The sequence below is a fragment of the Mesorhizobium sp. P3_A9 genome, assembly GCF_056402975.1.
In genome coordinates this window covers 1-18,277 of sequence record NZ_JBFUGJ010000049.1, presented here as the reverse complement: position 1 = coordinate 18,277, position 18,277 = coordinate 1, and the positions used below count along the sequence as shown (strand labels likewise).

13 protein-coding genes are annotated in these 18,277 nt (G+C 61.6%); 7 read left to right on the top strand and 6 right to left on the bottom strand.

Annotation, left to right across the window (positions count from 1 at the left end):
- The first annotated feature begins 342 nt into the window (after positions 1–342).
- The 4 genes from AC1DX0_RS10495 to AC1DX0_RS10480 all read left to right on the top strand — a co-directional run bounded on the left by AC1DX0_RS10495 (position 343) and on the right by AC1DX0_RS10480 (position 6,695).
- On the top strand, positions 343–921 hold the full coding sequence (locus AC1DX0_RS10495) for a hypothetical protein (RefSeq protein WP_477224196.1): 579 nt from the start codon (positions 343–345) through the stop codon (positions 919–921).
- Positions 922–1,330: 409 nt separating this feature from the next.
- Entirely contained in the window at positions 1,331–2,038 is a 708-nt protein-coding gene (locus AC1DX0_RS10490; protein WP_477224195.1) for a Crp/Fnr family transcriptional regulator, read from the top strand.
- A gap of 1,554 nt (positions 2,039–3,592) precedes the next feature.
- Complete coding sequence (locus AC1DX0_RS10485) at positions 3,593–5,362, top strand: type I secretion system permease/ATPase (protein ID WP_477224194.1); 1,770 nt, start codon at positions 3,593–3,595, stop codon at positions 5,360–5,362.
- A complete protein-coding gene (locus tag AC1DX0_RS10480; protein WP_477224193.1) occupies positions 5,349–6,695 on the top strand; it encodes an HlyD family type I secretion periplasmic adaptor subunit in 1,347 nt (448 codons plus the stop codon). The genes AC1DX0_RS10485 and AC1DX0_RS10480 overlap by 14 nt, the downstream gene beginning before the upstream one ends.
- Before the next feature lie 393 nt (positions 6,696–7,088).
- On the opposite strand, the gene AC1DX0_RS10475 is transcribed toward AC1DX0_RS10480, so the two are convergent.
- The 4 genes from AC1DX0_RS10475 to AC1DX0_RS10460 form a co-directional block, all read right to left on the bottom strand.
- On the bottom strand, positions 7,089–8,093 hold the full coding sequence (locus tag AC1DX0_RS10475) for an ABC transporter permease (protein ID WP_477224192.1): 1,005 nt from the start codon (positions 8,091–8,093) through the stop codon (positions 7,089–7,091).
- Between the two features lie 2 nt (positions 8,094–8,095).
- A complete protein-coding gene (locus AC1DX0_RS10470) occupies positions 8,096–9,115 on the bottom strand; it encodes an ABC transporter permease (protein ID WP_477224208.1) in 1,020 nt (339 codons plus the stop codon).
- Positions 9,116–9,122: 7 nt separating this feature from the next.
- On the bottom strand, positions 9,123–10,667 hold the full coding sequence (locus AC1DX0_RS10465) for a sugar ABC transporter ATP-binding protein (protein WP_477224191.1): 1,545 nt from the start codon (positions 10,665–10,667) through the stop codon (positions 9,123–9,125).
- An 88-nt stretch (positions 10,668–10,755) separates the two neighbouring features.
- The gene (locus AC1DX0_RS10460) at positions 10,756–11,787 is read right to left on the bottom strand and encodes a sugar ABC transporter substrate-binding protein (protein WP_477355253.1); all 1,032 of its coding nucleotides are present in this window, start codon (positions 11,785–11,787) and stop codon (positions 10,756–10,758) included.
- 526 nt (positions 11,788–12,313) lie between these two features.
- Between AC1DX0_RS10460 and AC1DX0_RS10455 the strand changes: the two genes are divergently transcribed.
- The 3 genes from AC1DX0_RS10455 to AC1DX0_RS10445 are packed head-to-tail and all read left to right on the top strand — an operon-like array spanning position 12,314 to position 16,308.
- Positions 12,314–13,726, top strand: coding sequence for an LLM class flavin-dependent oxidoreductase (locus AC1DX0_RS10455; protein ID WP_477224189.1), 1,413 nt, complete (start codon positions 12,314–12,316; stop codon positions 13,724–13,726).
- Positions 13,727–13,776: 50 nt separating this feature from the next.
- The gene (locus AC1DX0_RS10450; protein WP_477224188.1) at positions 13,777–15,042 is read left to right on the top strand and encodes an SfnB family sulfur acquisition oxidoreductase; all 1,266 of its coding nucleotides are present in this window, start codon (positions 13,777–13,779) and stop codon (positions 15,040–15,042) included.
- An 18-nt stretch (positions 15,043–15,060) separates the two neighbouring features.
- Entirely contained in the window at positions 15,061–16,308 is a 1,248-nt protein-coding gene (locus tag AC1DX0_RS10445) for an SfnB family sulfur acquisition oxidoreductase (protein ID WP_477224187.1), read from the top strand.
- 62 nt (positions 16,309–16,370) lie between these two features.
- Here AC1DX0_RS10445 and AC1DX0_RS10440 read toward each other — a convergent pair whose 3' ends face one another.
- Positions 16,371–17,402: an LLM class flavin-dependent oxidoreductase gene (locus AC1DX0_RS10440; RefSeq protein WP_477224207.1), complete on the bottom strand. Its 1,032-nt coding sequence runs from the start codon at positions 17,400–17,402 to the stop codon at positions 16,371–16,373.
- Positions 17,403–17,439: 37 nt separating this feature from the next.
- Positions 17,440–18,277 (bottom strand): ABC transporter substrate-binding protein (locus AC1DX0_RS10435; protein WP_477355250.1); only part of this gene is annotated, 838 nt, incomplete at its 5' end.

The following is an 18,277-nucleotide window of genomic DNA, read 5'->3' as shown; positions in this document are numbered from 1 at the left end:
GCAACCGCCTCTTTAAGCGCAATGAAAACACGTGACAGGGTTCGTCCCCGCCATTCGACATGTCCAAATCGCTCCCGCCCGACGACCGGTAGCATCGCCGGCCAGTCCGAAACATAACAGCTTCGCGGACACCGTCGCCATTACCATTATTGAGTAGTAAATCGGCTAAAGGTCGATCTGGTCTACCCGACAAGCCTTTCAGACCTTAGGACATTCGCCGGGAAATCTGTCGCTCTTCCGGGAGGGTCTAGAACGCCACCACCGACCACGATCGGGCGCGCAGGAGAATCTACGCTCCCAGGCGCCGAGCAAGCGGCCGGCCTCGTCCAGCCTGAGGTTGATATGGATACTTACAGTGACGTTGTTCCGGGGCTTGTGGATTGGGCGGTCAGCAGACCGTTGTCCATTCTGATGCTGTCTGCAACCTGGCCGTTGATGCTTCTTCTGAATAGGGGCCGGTTGCTGGTTTACGGGGCTCTTGCCTTTTTTATTGGCGCCGGGGCCTTGATTGTATTCGGCATCGAAAGTCCCGCAGGAGCAGCCGTTGTCGTTTTGGCCTACAGTTTGCTGGTTTCAGTTGCGTTGCTTTCCACCTGGAAGCGACTTGCCCAAGTCGAAAACCGCCTTGCATCGGTCATATCGGCACTCGACGACCTGGAGGTGGCCGAAGAAAGATGGCAGACTTACAACGCCAAACGTGCCCTGCGACGCCGGAAGTCGGCAGCCAAGCCAAAGGAGCAAATCGTTTCGACCGGCGCAACGGAGGGTCTCGAAAGAGATACCCGGGTGATCGCCGGCCCGTCTTGGCAAGAATTGCAGGCTCCCGATCCGCGAGTGGGATTGGCTATTCCGGCTTCAGCTCGACCCGCGGTACCCGACGGACTTTCAGAAAAGCGTCAAACAGGGCTGCTATCAACTTGAGCGGTTCTGTTTCGCGAGGGCTTTAATCGGCTGAAGTTCGCTGGGCGCGGCCTAGAAAAGTTGTTCGAAAGCGAGCGATCGGTGGCTGCCGGAAGTCCCAGGGAGAGTAGCTGAGGCCATTCCGGTAGCTAGATTTTAGGAGCCGCCTTCGAGATGACCAGCGCTGGTAGACTTTCATCCCAATGGTCACCTCGCTGCGAGCGGGGGACGAAAGTGCGCGATTCCCCTGGCAGGCGTTTCGTGCCAGAGCGCCGCGACGGATCCACCCAAACGTGGTAAGGCTGTACCCAACAGTGGTAGGCTGCAACGCCATTTGGCTGAAAGGAAAGAGGGAACTTTTCGTCCAGTTTATGGTTTGCAGCTTCAGGTTGATCGAAGGGGCGATCATGGGTGGGGCTATTAGGACAAAATGGATTTATCAAAACAGGCTTTTAAGCTAGCGAGGGGACCTACGCTTGCTGACGCGAGTTGGGAAAGGGGATTCTCTGTACTGCCGGGAGCTGTGCGCCGCCTTTATCCAGCGAACACGACGATCGCACGCGAACATCAGGCCAGATCCCTTATCCTGGTAGTGACTGCGGGATGGGCCGCATTCGTCAGGACATTGCCGAACGGCTCGCGTGTCATCGTCGATCTTGCGCTTCCTCGCGAAATTGCCTTGATTGAGTTCAGCGGAGATGGAGGCGAGACGGTAACGGCTCTTTCCGATGTGACTGCGATCGAGTTGATCGGTCCTGTCCATACTTGTTTGTCGCGCTATCCGCAGGCCATTTGCGAGACTATCCTGCTGGCTGAGGCAAGGCGGTACTCCAGGATTACGGAACATCTGGCCGGAGTCAGTAGAAGGGGATCTGTGCAACGCACAGCTCACTTTCTTCTTGAACTGGCCTGCCGCGCACATCGATCAGCAACGACCTATCCGGACCGCTTTGAATGCCCGCTGACGCAGGCCGAACTGGCCGACGCGTTGGGGCTTTCGGCTGTGCATGTAAGTCGCGTGTTGAAGGATTTGCGGGAAAGCGGATTGGCTTCGTTCCGCAATGGTGTGGTCGAATTGCATGACCATGCGGGACTAATCAAGACAGCCGGATTTGATCCGTCTTACATTTCGAATTGATGTCAAGCGTAATGCTGGTCTCAACCGCCCGACCGGCGCTCCCTCGTGGGTAGTGCTTCGGCGATCCGACAAGCTCTCTTGCTAAGCGGCTGACTATGCCGTTGGCCCATCAGGCGAGCTTCGTTGCGCACCAGTCATTGGATCAATCCCCGATCGCTCGCCGCCCATCCAGAGCGTAAGGGAAATGGCCGGTGCGGGGGGGGCAGGCCTCCGGGGACGTGAGGACCGCACCGGCCACTGCAGCGGGCTTAGGTTACGCACCCGCACGGTCAATTTTACAGGGAGTATTAGCAGAGACGCAATTAATCCTATCGGTGGTGCCCGCTGATATCGGGGATTGTTCGGCCGCCATCCGCCTTGGTGAGCTTTCTTTTCGATAACAATTTTTGTCATGTCCAATTCCAATCCGGTGAGATGGTCCGCGCCGATCAGGAGACGCGGGCGACCGACCAATTCACGCTCCCTGATCAGCGGTAGCAACTGCTGAAGAATCCCTCACGGGGAACGCCGCTCCTCGCCCGAGAAGCCTCGGCATTCTAGTTCTTTTGCGCTGTGGGCTCATCCAAGTAGTGGAATGGACTGAATGCCATATGAGGTCGTAGCGTTGCGTTTTACGCAGGCTGGGGAGCCGTATGATACCCTTACAAATCAAAGAGTTGTTGGAAATTGACGTGTACCGGCGAACCATCAGGACACTCGACCACGCCTATGACGTCGACCTGGCAAATGCTTGCACGCCTATGGAGCGGGAAAAGGCTGAGTACCGACATTATTGGGAAACGTTCCTGTATTATGAACAGATTGCGGAGATAAAAACGCGGCGACTGCTTCGGAAGGCGGATCGTCTCAATATCCCGATTAGCTGCGCGGGCGACAACAGCCCAATGTGGAGGAGATCGTCCCAGCTTAACAGCTGGATCCTGACGCCACTTGGTTGCTCTGAAGTCCAAAATATGATCCGTCTAAAATGCAAAGACAGCCGAGAGCACGCCACCACCTGGGCTGGCGTGATCATCGGACCACTTACCCGGCTAGTGTCTGTTTGGCTGGTTGCACGCGGGCTGTAAGCTGTACAGGGAATGCGCATGGCTCTTAAGCTGACTTGCGCATCCAGCGTGAAGGCGCATGTCGCTGCCCGGTACGTGGCGCGGCGGAACCAAGCTCGCCCAGACATCGTCAACGATAAGGAGTTTGAAGGCGGTACATGGTGGGCTGAAATCGAATATCCGAACGCCGGCTTGGAGCAATGCGCCCCAGAAGTAGCGCGAGCTCGGTCAGCCCGGTAAGGGAGGCAAAGGTGTCGCGGGCGAGTGCGGGAGCAGCTCCAGGGACAGTTGGGATCCTCAAGACCCGCTCATTACGGGCGCTATCGCGCCCACGATGCTCATGCTTTGTGATCCTCAGCAGAGTCTCAAGGGCTTCACCATGTGCGGTCTCGGCGGCGCCGGCCGTCTTTGCTATGGCCATCAAAAGATGCGCAACCGATAGCATGAGAACTACGCATGATATATGAAGTTTGTCTAATGTGATCGATTGTTCGGGGCGCAAATTCGGATGCCCAGTTATTCGAACAGAAGGGTGCTATCGAGGAGCGTGGTCGAAATGGGCCTCTTCTCCGCGGTGATGAACACCCTGGTGTTAATTCTGCCCCTCTACATGCTGCAGGTATATGATCGCGTTTTGCCCGCGGCCAATCTGGATACTCTCACCTACCTGACCTTACTTGCGCTTTCGTCACTTTTGCTCTTCGGAGTGCTCGAGGTCGTTCGGGGGATATATGCGAGCCGGCTCGCCGCACGGCTCGATGTTGCGTTGGGTGCATCGTCTTTTCTCGCCGCAATGAGCGGCCCCCGCGCTGGGCTCGGCGATGTCCAGGCCTTGCGCGACTTGGCCACGCTGCGGGGGTTCATCGCTTCGCGAACAATTTTTTTTCTCTTCGACCTTCCTTTCGGGCCGATCTTCGTGGGCCTCCTCTATTTCATCCACCCATTGCTCTTCCTTGTAACTGTCGTCGGAGCGGTTCTCATGGTGTCCATCGCCGTGCTGAATCAGGTCGCGAGTTCGAGGCCCGGTAAGGAGGCGGCGGAGAATCTCAATGCCTCAATGAATTCGGCGCAGGCCTTCGCGCGAAACTTCGAAACGGTCCGTGCACTCGGCATGGTGTCCAACGCGATAGAGTTCTGGGGTGCCCGCTTTTCCGCCTCGCTGCACGCCTCGGATGGGGTCGCTCGCATCAACGCATTCTATGGCGGTGTGTCTCGCACCACGCGATCGGTACTGCAAATCGCGATACTGGGCGTCGGCGCTTATCTGGTTCTGCACAACGAGATGACCGCCGGGATGATATTTGCGTCCTCGATGATCTCCGCGCGCGCTTTGCAACCTCTTGATCAAATCGTTGGAAGCTGGCGGCAGATCACCGACGCCAATCTTGCATGGAAGAGGCTTTCGGCTTCCCGATCCGGATCGGGCGAGCAGGAAAACATAGCGTTGCCGGCCCCTGAGGGAGCATTGAGCGCGGATCAGATAGTTTATCATCTTCCTGGATCGGCCGACGGCGCGCTGCCGCTCATAAAGCGGGTAACCTTCGAGGTCCCCGCTGGAGAAACCGTCGCCATCGTCGGCCCAAGCCAAGCCGGAAAATCGACGCTGGCGCGGCTTATCGTCGGTGCCATTCAACCCCGTTCTGGCGCGATCCGCATCGATGGCGGCGATATTCGAAACTGGGATCCCGAGCAACTCGGCCATCATATTGGCTACCTTCCGCAGGATGTCGAACTCTTCCCAGGAACAATCGCCCAGAACATTTCGCGCTTTGAGCCTGATGCAGCCGACGAAAAGTTAGTCCGGGCGGCCCAGCAGGCGCAGGTGCATGAGCTCATCCTGGGGCAGAGGAACGGATACTCGACTGTGATCGGCCCCGCTGGCGTTCGTCTCTCAGGCGGGGAGCGTCAACGCATTGGCCTTGCGCGCGCCTTTTACGGCGATCCCAAGATCCTGATGCTCGACGAGCCCAATGCAAATCTCGATTCTTATGGCGAAGCCGCGCTCGTGCGCGCGATCATCCAGGCGCGTTCACGAAAAACCACCGTGCTTGTCATCACCCACCGACCGTCCCTCGCAGCCAGATGCGATCGCATACTTATGCTGCGCAATGGCCAGGTCGAGATCTATGGTTCGACCAAGGACGTGCTCGACAAACTTGCCGAGCGACAGGGGCAAGCCAGATCGCCCACRGCTTCCCAGTCCCGTGACAGCGAAGGAGTGGTGCCTTTCCCGTCACCTACACGCGTGGAGATAAAGGTCGCCAATGACGGTTCGTAGCCAAATCATCCAGACGGGCGCCAATACGTATCGCTGGCAACGTGACGTCGATACACGCACAGATCGGATTACGCTGGCGGGATATGCAAGCGTGGCCGTTTTCGTGCTCGGCTTCGGATTCTGGGCAGCCACGGCACCGATTTCCGGAGCCACTATTGCGCCCGGAGTGGTGGCGGCAGCAGGGCAAAATGTCATGATCCAGCACCTCGAAGGAGGCGTGGTCAGCAGCATCAAGGTCCGAGAGGGCGACAGGGTCTCAAGGGGCCAGGCCCTGATTGTGCTCGATCCGACGGTAGCGCAGTCCCAGCTCAACCGCGTTCTCACGCAATGGGTTGCCCAAAAAGCTGAAATTTCGCGGCTTGAGGCAGAGCGGGACGGGCTCGAGAAAATTGTCTTGTCCAGCGATCTCGGAGCCTATTCAGACGCTTCCGAATACAGCGATGTCTTCGGAGAGCAAAATAAGGAGTTTCAGGCTCGGTTGGCGCGCTATGCCGCAGAACAGGGGATTCTGAAGCAAAGGGTAACGGCCCTCCAGGACGCGATTGTCGGGCTAAGGGCTCAAAAGAAGGCAGCGGAAAATCAAATTGCGATCGTTCACGGGGAGACGGAGCGAAAAAAAGACCTGCTGGAAAAAGGACTCACAAATCGTTCGGAATATACCGATCTTCTGCGCAGCACCGCCGAGTTGGTAGGCCAGGCAGGGTCTCTGGAAGCGCAGATCGCTAGCTCGGCGACGCAGACTGTGGAAGCGCGTCAGCAGATTGAACGACTTACAACCAGCCGGGTCGAGGATGCCGTTACGGAATTGAACAAAGCACGGGCGCAGGTCGCGGATCTCGAGGAACAAATCAACGCTGGTCGATCGGTCCTGGACCGGACGACCATCCGGGCGCCGGTGGACGGCATCATCGTTAGATCGCTCTACAATTCCCAAGGCAGCGTCATCCGTGCTGGGGAGGTGGCGATGGAGCTTCTGCCGACCACGAACGAGCTCATAGTCGAAGCAAGGATAAAGCCCGAAGATATCGACTCAATCCGAGTGGGGCAGGACGCAAATATGATGTTCACGGCGCTCAACACGCGTACGACGCCGAAAGTGCCCGGAAAGGTGTTCTATATTTCGGCGGACCGGCTGATAACACCCAGCACGGGGCTGCCTTACTTCACCGTCCGGCTTAGGATGGCCGCCAAGCTGCCGCCGCAGGTCAAGCCCGAGCAGATCTATCCTGGTATGCCGGTCGAAACATTCATCTCGACCGGCGAACGGACGTTTCTGGCCTACCTGGCCAAGCCCTTGATGGATTCGTTCCAACGCGCCTTCCGGGAGAGGTAGGCTGGCCTGCCGCCTGGAGATCGGAATCTCAGATGTGAGGCGGGCGCCGGATCAATCCGGCGCCCGCCTCACATCACAGCCTGCGGCCTTCAACGTCAGACGAAGTGGAAGTCGTCCGCCGGAAACCCCCAAGTGGCGCGATTGCCGCCTGGTGGTGGTACGAAAGTCTACTAAGTAAACAAAGGGGATTTTAAAAACGCGACGCTTATTGCAACGGCGTTGCGCCTTTTGGCATTTTGCCGAAATGCGTGCCGGACGAATGGATTTGGACGAACAACGCGACCGCGAATATTTAGCCAGTGGCAGACAAGCGCAGGAAGGCCGCGACATCGTTTCCATTCACGGCTGGACCATCACGATGAAATTCTGACCTGAGCCGAGGGTCGGTGGCGGTCAGGCGCCGGCCCGTGTCCGGCGGTTGAGGAAGCTGGCGGCAAGCACGATGAAGATCAAGAGCCCGGTGCCGACCTGTTGCCAGTAGAAGCTGAGATCGGTCAGAAGCAAGCCATTGGCGACGATGCTCAGCAGCAGGACGCCGAGAACCGTGCCGGGCACGTTGGGCCGGCCCTCGCGGCTGAGCGTCGTGCCGATGAAGGTGGCGCCGATTGCGTTCAGCAGGAATGCGTTGCCGGAGGAGGGGATGTAGACCGTCACGGTCGCGGTGAGGACCAGCCCCGCGATCGATGCCACCAGGCCGCAGACGATATAGACGAGCGCGACATGGCGCGAGACCGTCAACCCGGAATAGCGCGGCACGCTCGTCTGCACGCCGATCGACAGCACGACGCGGCCGAAGCGGCTGCGTGAGAGCACGGCGGCCGCGGCGAGGATAAGCAGCGTCACGATGACGAGCGGCACCGGAATGCCGGCGAGGCTGCCATGGCCGATGAAGTGGAAGGCTTCGGGAATGCCGGTTTGCGGCAGATAGACCGGATTGCCGCCATTGGTGAGGAGTTGCTGCACGCTGCGGCCGATGAAGAGCGTGCCGAGCGTCGCCAGGAAGGGCGTGATGCCGATGCCGGCAATGAGGACGGCGTTGAACAGCCCGACCAACGTGCCGCCGGCAAGCCCGGCCAACGCCGCCAGCCAAATCGGCTGACCGGCGAGCACCAGCGACACGAAGGCAAAGCTGGAGAAATCGACCGCGGTGCCGACCGACAGGTCGATGCCGCCGGCCGAAACCGCAAAGGTCATGGCGATGGCGACGATGGCGAGCAGGGTAAAATTGTTGACGAGGATGCTCTCGAGATTGGCAATCGCCAGAAAGGTCGTCGTTGTCAGCGAGAAGAAGACGAAGACCACGACGAGCAATACCACAACGGCGTAGCGCACGAGGCCGGCAAGCAGCGCCTGCAGCGGCAAGCTGCGCGGGGCGGCAGGAAGATCGGCGGTGCTCATGGTCAGGCCTCCTGAGGGCGCAGCAAGGAGGTTGCGGCGACGACGAAGAGGATCAGCACCCCTTGGACTCCGCTGACCAGCGTGCTCGAAATGTTGAGAAGCTGGAAGCCGTTGACGAGGAAACCGACGAACAGTGTCGAGAGCAGCGTACCGCCGACGGTCGGAACCAGCCGGCGTGAGAACACCAGGCCGAGCAGCGCCGTCACCACCACCGGCAACAGCATGTCGCCGGCGCCCGTGGTGCTGCCGCTGAGATAGGCGACCGAGAGGATGCCGGCGATACCGGCGCAAAGGCCGGCAGCGAGATAGGAGCCGGCGACGATGCGCTTCAGCGGCAGTCCGGCGGCGCGCGCCGCCTCGGGAAATTCGCCGACCGCGTAGAGCCTGAGCCCGATCGGCGTGAACTGCACCACAGCGCCAACCAACGCCGCGAAGATGACGAGGACATAGCCGAGCGTCGGAATGCCGAAGGGTCCGTTCGACGACAGCGCCGACAGGAAGTCGGTCGCGGCCGGCACGACAGTATTCTCCGTGACGACCAGTTCCAGCCCGGCGACGACATTCATCACCGCCAGCGTCGCAAGCAGTGGCACGATGCCGAAGACGACGACGGCAATCGCATTGACAGCGCCGACAGCAATGCCGGCGAGGAGCGCTACGATGACCGCCGTGCCGTCGCCGTAGCCGGCCTGGATCAGGCTTGCATAGAGCGCCGCGGCGAGCCCCATGGTGGCGGCGAGCGAGAGGTCGATGCCGCCGGTGACGACATTGGAGCCGCCACCGATGATGACGATGGTGAGTCCGATCGCCAGCACGCCGAGGATCGCCGACTGGCCAAGCACGTTGCCGATATTGCCGAGCGTGAAGAAGAATGGCGCCGTCACCGCGAAGAAGATGAGCAGGGCGGCGAAGGCGATCAGCGAGCCGGCCCGGAGCGCGACTGTTGCCAGCGCGGCGCCGAGGCGGCGGACCTCACGAGTACCGGCATCGAGGCCCGGAGCGACCTCGGGCCCGGCCGACAGGCTTGCCTCAACCGACATGGCGGACCTCGCTGGAGCCGGTGGCCTCCGCCAGCACCGCATTGGGCGAGGTTTCGGCCGAATTGAATTCGCGCACGATGGCGCCGCGATACATGACGAGAATGCGATCGGTGATGCCGACGAGTTCAGGCAGATCCGTGGACAGCAGCAGGACGCCAGCGCCGCGCGCCACAAGATCGCCGATCAGTGTGTAGATCTCGACTTTGGAACCGACGTCGACGCCGACCGTCGGCTCGTCGAGGATGTAAAGGTTGGACTGGCGGCTCAGCCATTTGGCGAGCGCCACTTTCTGCTGGTTGCCGCCGGAGAGCGTGCGCAGCAGCGCACTTCTGCTTGCGGTCTTGATCGACAGGCGCTCGATCAACCCGTCGACTTCGGCCCGCTCGGCGCCGCGGTCGAGGAAGCCGAGGCGGGTGAAACGGGCGAGGCTCGCCAGGGTCGAGTTCTCGGCGACGCTGAGGCCGAGCGCGACGCCGTGGCCGCGCCGGTCTTCCGGGACCAGCGCCAGACGGCGGGCGACTGCGGCGACCGGCGAGCGCGGCCGGCCGGGGACGCCTTCGATCCTGACCGTACCACCGCTCGCCCGTTCCAGGCCGAAGAGCGCACGCACCAGCTCCTTTGCACCAGAGCCGAGCAGGCCGGTGAGGCCGACGATTTCGCCTTGCCGGACGGTGAGTGAGACATCGCGGAATTTCGCGCCGGCCGACAGCCGCTCGACCTCGAGGATCGGAGCGCCGATCGGCACGCTGCGCTTCGGGAACATCTCTTCGATGTCGCGCTCGATCATCAGCGAGGCGATCTTCGCCGCCGGCGTCGTCCGAGCATCGACCGTTGCGACGTCGACACCGTTCCTGAGCACGGTGACACGGTCGCAGAGTTCCTCGATCTCGTTCAGGTAATGTGAGATGTAGATGACTGTGATTCCCTCGGCCTTCAACCGTCGGATCAAGGCAAAGAGGATGTCGGCCTCGCGCCGGACAAGGGCGGCGGTAGGCTCATCGAAAACCAGCACCGATGGCTTGTCGAGCAAGGCGCGGGTGATCTGGACGATCTGCTTCTGCGCCGTGGTGAGCGTGCTGATCAGCGCGCCTGCCGGCAGCGTCAGGCCGAAATAATCGTGCAGGATCTCGGCCGCACGCCGCTGCATGCCGCGCCGGTCGAGAAAGGGCAGGCCGCGCAGCCGCGGTTCGCGACCCAGAAACAGCGCCTCTCCGACGGTAAAACTGGGAACCAGCAGGCGGTCCTGATGGATGAAATGGATTCCGAGCCGTTCGACCTCGTGCGGCGTCAGCCGGGTTTGGCGCTTGCCGGCGATCTCGATCGTGCCCGCGTCGGGCTGGTGCAGGCCGGCGATGATCTTGATCAGCGTCGACTTGCCGGCGCCGTTCTGGCCGACCAGGCCATGCACGGTGCCTCTGGCGACGGTCAGCGAAGCACTGGCGAGCGCCTGGGCGCCGCCAAAACTCTTGACGATGTTGCGCAGATCGATGGCAGGCGCAGGCAGCGGGTCATTCCCGATGGAAGACGAGGTCATGGGTGGGCTCTGGCCAGCATGCGGTGTGAAGGGCGAACGAAGCCGGCCCGAAGCGGTAGACGCTTCGGGCCGGGGCGATATCGTTCGATCAGCTCAGGCCGAGGGTCTTGGTGACCGTATCGACATTGGTCTTGTTGGCGAGCAGCGCCGGCACATAGCTTTCGCGCGGCAGCTTCTGGCCGGCGAGATGGCGCGCGACGTTGYGGATGGCGATGAGGCCGAGCTCGGCCGGTTGCTGGGCGACGTCTCCCGAGGCGGGCGAGTTGGGGTCGCGTAGCAATTGCAGCACTTCCGGGCTGCCGTCGACACCGTAGGTCCGCACTTCGGTCCGGCCGGCGGCGACGACGGCCTGCGTCGCGCCGAGCTGCGGCACGTCCCATGCCGACCAGATCGCCTTGATCGAGCCCTTCTCCGGATATTTGTTCAGGATCGCGGTGATCTGGGCGAAGGCATCCTGGACCGTGTTCGGGATCACGTCGCGCAGCTCTGGCTCGAGGATTTTCACCTTGGGATAGTATTTGACCACGTTGCGCAGCTGATCATAGCGGATCGCGCAAGGTGTTACGCCATAGAAGCCGTTGAAGACGACAATGTTGCCTTCGCCGCCGATGTCGGAGACGAGCTGAAGCGCCAGGTCCTTGCCGATGCCCCAATTGTCCGACGTGCTGTTGTTGATCGAGTTCGGCGTTCCGACGTCGATGGTGAGGACGGGAATGCCGGCATCGCCAGCCTTCTTCAGCCACGGGTCGATGACGCTGAGCGTACCGAGGAGCTGGACGAGCGCATCGGGCTTCTGGGCGATGATGGTCTGCAGCTGGGAGACAAGCTTGCCGTCATTGCGTCCGGCATCGACGGCGATCGGCTCGCCGCCGAGCTTCTTCACCTCATCGATCTGTGCGTTGTAGGCGGTGAGATCGAAGAAGTGGTCGGTGCCGGCGGTGCTGATGGCGATCCGCTTGCCCTTGAGCGAGGGCACGTCGTCCGCGGCAGCGGCACGATTGATCAGCCCCGCATTGGCAGCGAGCAGCGTCGCCCCCGCGGCGGCACCGAGTTTAAAGAGGTCGCGCCGTCCGATGCCAAATCCCGCAAGGTCGCTTCCGTTCGTCGTTTCGTCAGTCATGATCTTCTCCTGATGTCGTGCCTGTGATGTCGTGCCGAACCGAGGCGCAGAACAGGCGCCGATCCGAATGTCGCTGTCAGAATAGATAGTCGATAGATTTGATCGAGAATGGAATGCGCTCTTTCTCAGAGCTTCCTGGAAACGCTATGCTAGGATCCTGGGCTTGGCTGGAAGCGGCTTCCAGAACCAGGCCAGCACGGTTATTCGTCAGTCATGACCCCTGCGGTTTCGGGCATCTCCGCGACCAGGCAGTGTGGGTGGCAAAGGGCAGGATTGAGACCATCCTCGACTGTGCAGCGCGTTCAAGATTGGCATGGTGCCCCAGAGAGCCGAACGCTTCCGTGTTGCGGTCGGCCTAAGCCCTGCGGCTAAGAAGCCTGCGATGGCTGCAATCGGGGAAGAAGTTTTCTCTATTAATTCCATAAACAAAATAGATAACCTCCATCTTCGCCGACCAATCGGCATAATCGCAGGGGAACGGATGGACTAAGCCCGCCTCCGAAGATGCCAGATTCAGAGGCCGACGATGACCCGCCAGATCCGTTTCAATGCCTTCGACATGAACTGCGTCGGCCACCAGTCGCCCGGGCTTTGGGCACATCCGCGCGACCGTTCCTGGCAGTACAAGGATCTCGACTATTGGCAGCATCTCGGCCGGACGCTGGAGCGAGGCATCTTCGACGGCGTCTTCATCGCCGACGTCATCGGCTACTATGATGTGTACAAGGGCAACCTCCAGCATGCGATCGAGCAGGCGGCACAGATCCCGGTCAACGACCCGCTGCAGCTCGTTGCGCCGATCGCGCTGGCGACCGAGCATCTCGGCATCGGCATTACGGTCTCGACCTCTTTCGAGCACCCCTACACCTTTGCCCGCCGGCTCTCGACCGCCGATCATCACTCCAAGGGCCGCGTCGGCTGGAACATTGTCACCTCCTATCTGGAGAGCGGAGCCAAGAACATCGGCCAGGGCGGACTGAAGCAGCACGACGACCGCTATGACATCGCCAATGAATATGTGGAGGTGCTCTACAAGCTGTTCGAGGGAAGCTGGGAGGATGGCGCTGTCGTGCGCGATCGCGACAGGCGCATCTTCACCCATCCCGAGAAGGTTCACGAGATCGGTCACAAGGGCAAATATTTCGAGGTTCCCGGCTACCATCTCTGCGAGCCGTCGCCGCAGCGCACGCCTTTGCTCTATCAGGCCGGCACGTCGGGCCCGGGCCGCCGCTTCGCGGCGCAGAACGCCGAATGCGTTTTCATCGCAGCGCCCACCAAGACGATATTGAAGAACCATGTCCGCGACATCCGCGAGCGCGCCGCTGCCTTCGGCCGTGATCCGCGCAAGATCTATTTCTACAATCTCCAGACCGTCATCGTTGGCGAGACCGATGCGGCGGCGCAAGCGAAGTTCGAGGAGTACAAGCGCTATGTCAGCTATGACGGCGCACTGGTGTTCATGTCCGGCTGGACCGGCATCGATTTCGGCCAATATCTGCCGACCGACCTCGTTCAAAAGGTCCAGACCAATGCCGGCCGCGCCGCCATCGACGCGATCACGGATGGTGATCCGGAGAAGCGCTGGACAGTCGAGGAGATCGCACGCTGGGGCGGCATCGGCGGGCTCGGGCCGGTCATCGTCGGTTCGCCGACGACGGTTGCCGACATTCTCCAGGAATGGGTTGAGGAAACCGATGTCGATGGCTTCAACCTTGCCTATGCCGTGACGCCGGAGAGCTTTGAGGACGTCGTCGACCTGCTCGTACCGGAGCTGCAGAGGCGCGGCGCCTATCCGACCGCCTATCGGCCCGGAACGCTGCGCGAAAAACTGTTTGGTGACGGGCCGCGGCTCGCCGCGCCGCATCCGGCCGCGCACTACCGCGATATCGAAGCCGTGAAGCGCACTGATGCGGCCGCGCGCCAAGGCACCGCCGCCTGATCCAGATTTCATGCCGGCCGTGATGCCGGCGCAAACGGAGACCATTCGCCATGTCAGCAGTCGTCGATATCCGCTCCGCTAACCGGGTCAACACGCCGGAAGAAGGCTTTCCGCCCCGGCCAAGGCCGCGCCAGCCCGCGCATGTGATCACCTCCGATGCCGAGGCGATCGAGATCGCCCATCGGCTCGCGGCTGATTTCGCCAAGGACGCAGCACTGCGCGACCGCGAGGGGTTGCTGCCGATCGATGAGCTCGACGCCTTTTCGCAGAGCGGCCTCTGGGGCATCAACATCCCCAAGGACTATGGCGGCGCCGGCGTCTCCTATGTGACGCTGACCGAAGTCATCAAGATCATCTCGGCGGCCGACCCCTCGCTCGGCCAGATCCCGCAAAATCATCTGGCGATCATCGAGCATATCGTCTCCGACGGCACCGAGGATCAGAAGCGCTTCCTGTTCGGCGAGGTGCTGGAGGGGCTTCGCTTCGGCAACGCCTTCTCCGAGAAGAACTCCAGCACTGTCGGCGCCTTCGAGACCAAGATCACGCCCGACGGCGACGATCATGTCCTCGTCAACGGCCGCAAATTCTATTCGACCGGCGCGCTGCTCGCCCACATCGTGCCGATCGTCGGCGTCGACGAGGCGGGAAACCCGCATCTTGCTTTCGCCGACCGGGATGCGCCGGGCCTCACCGTCATCAATGACTGGTCGAGCTTCGGTCAGCGCACCACCGCGTCGGGCACGGTGGTGGTCGACAATGTGCGCGTGCCGCTGTCGCGTGTCGTTGCGGCCTACAAGGCGTTCGAACGGCCGACCGCGGCCGGGCCGATCTCGCAGATCATCCAGGCAGCCGTRGACACCGGCATTGCCAAGGGCACGATCGCCGACACCATCGCCTTCATTCGCACCAAGGCGCGGGCCTGGCTCGACAGTGGCCAGGAAAAGGCATCGGACGATCCTTTCACCATCGCCGCGATCGGTGATCTCGAGATCAAGCTGCACGCCACTGAGGCGATCCTGGAGCGAGCCGCGCGCCTGATCGACGTCGCGCTGGTGACGCCCAATCTCGATACGGTCGCAGCGGCCGCCGTCGCCACCGCCGAATCCAAGGTGCTGAGCAGTGAGATCGCCATCCTCGCCACCAACAAGCTGTTCGAGCTCGGCGGCACGCGCTCGACGCTGGCCGAGCACGGGCTCGATCGCCATTGGCGCAACGCCCGCACCCACACGCTGCACGATCCGGCGCGCTGGAAGTTCTTCCACATCGGCAATTACTACCTGAACGGCGTCCAGCCGGCGCGCCACGCCTGGCTTTGACGACGGAAGGCTTTGAGCATGACCCAGATCGAGCGTTCACAGCATTTCTCGGCCGCGCCCGCGTTCTCGCGGCCGGCGCCTTTCATTCCTCCGCGCCAGCAGAAGGCGCATCGCATCACCAGCGACGCCGAGGCAATCAAGATAGCGCATGAGCTTGCCGCCGAATTCGCTGTCGGAGCCGTCGAGCGCGACCGGACCAGGCGTCTGCCGATCGCCGAGATCGAGCGGTTCTCGCAGAGCGGCCTCTGGGGCATCACCGTCCCGAAGGCGTATGGCGGGGCAGGGGTCTCGAACGTCACGCTGGCCGAGGTGATCGCGATCATCGCGGCCGCCGATGCCAGCATCGGGCAGATCCCGCAGAACCATCTCTACATCGTCGAGGGCATCCGCCTGGGTGCGAGCGAAGCGCAGAAGAAGGTGCTGTTCGAGCGCGTGCTCGACGGCGACCGTTTCGGCAACGCCTTCACCGAAATCGGCACGCGCACCAACATCGATTTCACCACGCGCATCGAGCGCAATGGCGATGGCTATGTCCTCACCGGACAGAAGTTCTACTCGACCGGTTCGCTGTTTGCCCACGTCGTCGTGGTGGTCGCGAACGATGCCGACAAGCGGACGAATCTGGTCTTCCTGGAGCGTGCCACCGCAGGCCTCAATCTCATCGACGACTGGTCGGGTTTCGGCCAGCGCACGACCGGTAGTGGTTCGTCGACTTTCGACAACATTCCGGTGACTGAGTTCCAGGTGGTGCCGCACCAGATCGTCTTCGACAATCCCACGCCCATGGGACCGGTGGCGCAGATCATCCACGCCGCAATCGACCTAGGCATCGCGCGCGCCGCCCTTGCCGATGCGATCACCTTCACCAAGGTGCATGCCCGGCCGTTCTTCGAGACGAGCTACCAGCATGGCTCGGAAGATCCGCATGTGATCGCGGCGATCGGCGATCTCGTGGTCAGGGTCAACGCGGCAAGTGCATTGACCGAGCGGGCGGGGCGCTTCGTCGATATCGCGACCGTCGATTCGACCGAAGACACGGTGGCCGAAGCCTCGATCGCCGTCGCCGAGGCCAAGGCGATCACCACCGAGGTCTCGCTGCATGTCTCCAACAAGCTGTTCGAACTGACCGGCGCGCGCTCGACGCTCGAACAGTTCGGCTTCGATCGCCACTGGCGAAATGCGCGCACCCACACGCTGCACGACCCGGTGCGGTACAAATATGTGAATGTCGGAAATTATTTCCTGAACGGTGTTCGACCACCGTGACACGGGGCTCTCTAGCGGTCTGGACCACATCCGAGCCGGCCGACCTCCAGTCGGCGAGGTCTCTACTCTGCTGCCGAAGCGGTCAGGGGCGGCCGCCAGCCGAGCGCGGGCGCGATGGTCTCGATGAAATCTGTGATGATCTGCTCATACTCATGCTGCTCGAATTCGTAGGGCAATTCGAGCCGCAATTCGTCAACCTTGTCCAGGACCGGGTCGCTGCCAAGTTGTTCCAGAATCTGTTCGGATGTGCCGACGATGTCCCGGGCAAAAAGCGTCCGCCGCTCGCCATGCGCCTTCAAGGTGCGCTCGTGGCGTCCGGCGGCATAGTCGGCATAGCGTTTCCTCGTGCGTGCATCGGCGCTGTCGAACGGCACGATCACCCTGCCCAACGCCACGCGAGCTCGCCTCTCGCTTTGCTGGGCAAAGAAAGTCTCCAACTGGTGCAATTGCGCTTCAAAGAAATTGTCGGTTCCCTCGCCGGATGTGACATTGCCGATCAGCAGGTTGAGACCGTTGCGACCGGTCCATTCAACCGATCGGAGCGAGCCGCCACCATACCAGATCCTTTCGAGGAGACCGGGTGCGTGCGGCTGAAGGCGAGGGCGCACGCGCCCGCCGGGAAATTCAATGATAGCGCCGGGTTCGCCGATCGGATCGCCGCGCAAATTGTCGACGAAGCGCAAGACGCGCCCATGCGAGAAATCGAGACTCCGCCAGTCGCTGTCGAAGACAAGCGGTCCGAGGATGTCGGCATGCGGCGGGAAGCCGGCGCTCAGGCCGACATTCAATCTACCCCGCGACAGCACGTCGACCGTCGAAAGATCCTCGGCCAGGCGGTAGGGGCTTTCGTAGCCGATCGGGATCACGGCGGTGCCCAGTTCAATGCGGCTTGTGCGTTGCGTGGCGGCGGCCAGGAAGGCGGCCGCCGACGAGATGCCCGGCTCGAGATGGCGCTGCCGAACCCAGGCGCCGTCATAGCCCAGCCGCTCGCCGAGCTCGAACAGCTGGAGTGTTTTCTCCAGCCCCGAATGCGGATCGCTGTCCGGATAGTTGCCGGGCGTGAGGAAGGCGAGCCTGCGGATGCTGTGCGAGATTGTCGTCAAGGCCGCTGTCTCCCTTCGATGCCGGCACCTAGTACTTCTTCAGCCCGGGCGGATTGGTCCGCGACTGCGCGATCTGCTCGGCGGAAAGGTTCCATCTGGCGAGGGCTTTCGCGTAGCTTCCGTCCTTGATGGCCTCGTTGAGCGCCGCGGTGATGATCCCGGCGATGCCGCTGTCCTTCTTCGTGGTGACGCCGACATCGGTTGTCAGCGGCCAGCCGGCATTGACGATTCCGACCGATCGGGTTTCACCGGTAAGCGCCGCCTGATAGGCCTGAGCCGAATTCATCGAGAAGATCGCATCGGCGCGGCCGGAGCGGATTGCCAGGCTCGATGCGGCGGTGTCATCGAGATAGATGATCTCTACGGGCTTCAGCCCGGCTTCGACATCCAACCTGCTCCACTCGAGAATGATCTTTTCCTGGATCGTGCCGGCATCGGTGATGATGCGCAGCCCGGCAATGTCCTTCGGTTCCTTGATCGAGGTGATCGAACTGGCGTTCCTCACATAGAAGCCGTGCAGGCCTTGCCGGTAGCTCGAGAAATCGAACTTCAGCTTGCGCTCTTCGGTGACGCCGACATTGCTGATGACGGCATCGTATTTTCCCGACGTCAGGCCAAGCGGCCAGTCTTCCCAGGCCACCGCAACGAGGTTGAGTTTCCTGCCGAGCTTGTCGGCAATCAGTTGGGCGATGTCCGGATCGGCCCCGACGACGGTTGCCGCATCGGTCGCATAAGTAGCAATCGGCGGCGTTCCGCCGGGGGCGATGCCAACCGTGAGGACGCCGTCCTCGACGAATTTGAACCGCTCCGGGGTCGACGCGATGAGGGCGGGGTCCTTCTCGGTGCGAGGGCGCGCAGACTGTTCG

Excerpts from the sequence above, each read along its gene's own strand:
- AC1DX0_RS10495 (WP_477224196.1), top strand. The coding sequence starts at position 343 with ATGGATACTTACAGTGACGTTGTTCCGGGGCTTGTGGATTGGGCGGTC.
- AC1DX0_RS10490 (WP_477224195.1), top strand. The coding sequence starts at position 1,331 with ATGGATTTATCAAAACAGGCTTTTAAGCTAGCGAGGGGACCTACGCTT.
- AC1DX0_RS10480 (WP_477224193.1), top strand. The coding sequence starts at position 5,349 with ATGACGGTTCGTAGCCAAATCATCCAGACGGGCGCCAATACGTATCGC.
- AC1DX0_RS10475 (WP_477224192.1), bottom strand. The coding sequence starts at position 8,093 with ATGAGCACCGCCGATCTTCCTGCCGCCCCGCGCAGCTTGCCGCTGCAG.
- AC1DX0_RS10465 (WP_477224191.1), bottom strand. The coding sequence starts at position 10,667 with ATGACCTCGTCTTCCATCGGGAATGACCCGCTGCCTGCGCCTGCCATC.
- AC1DX0_RS10455 (WP_477224189.1), top strand. The coding sequence starts at position 12,314 with ATGACCCGCCAGATCCGTTTCAATGCCTTCGACATGAACTGCGTCGGC.
- AC1DX0_RS10445 (WP_477224187.1), top strand. The coding sequence starts at position 15,061 with ATGACCCAGATCGAGCGTTCACAGCATTTCTCGGCCGCGCCCGCGTTC.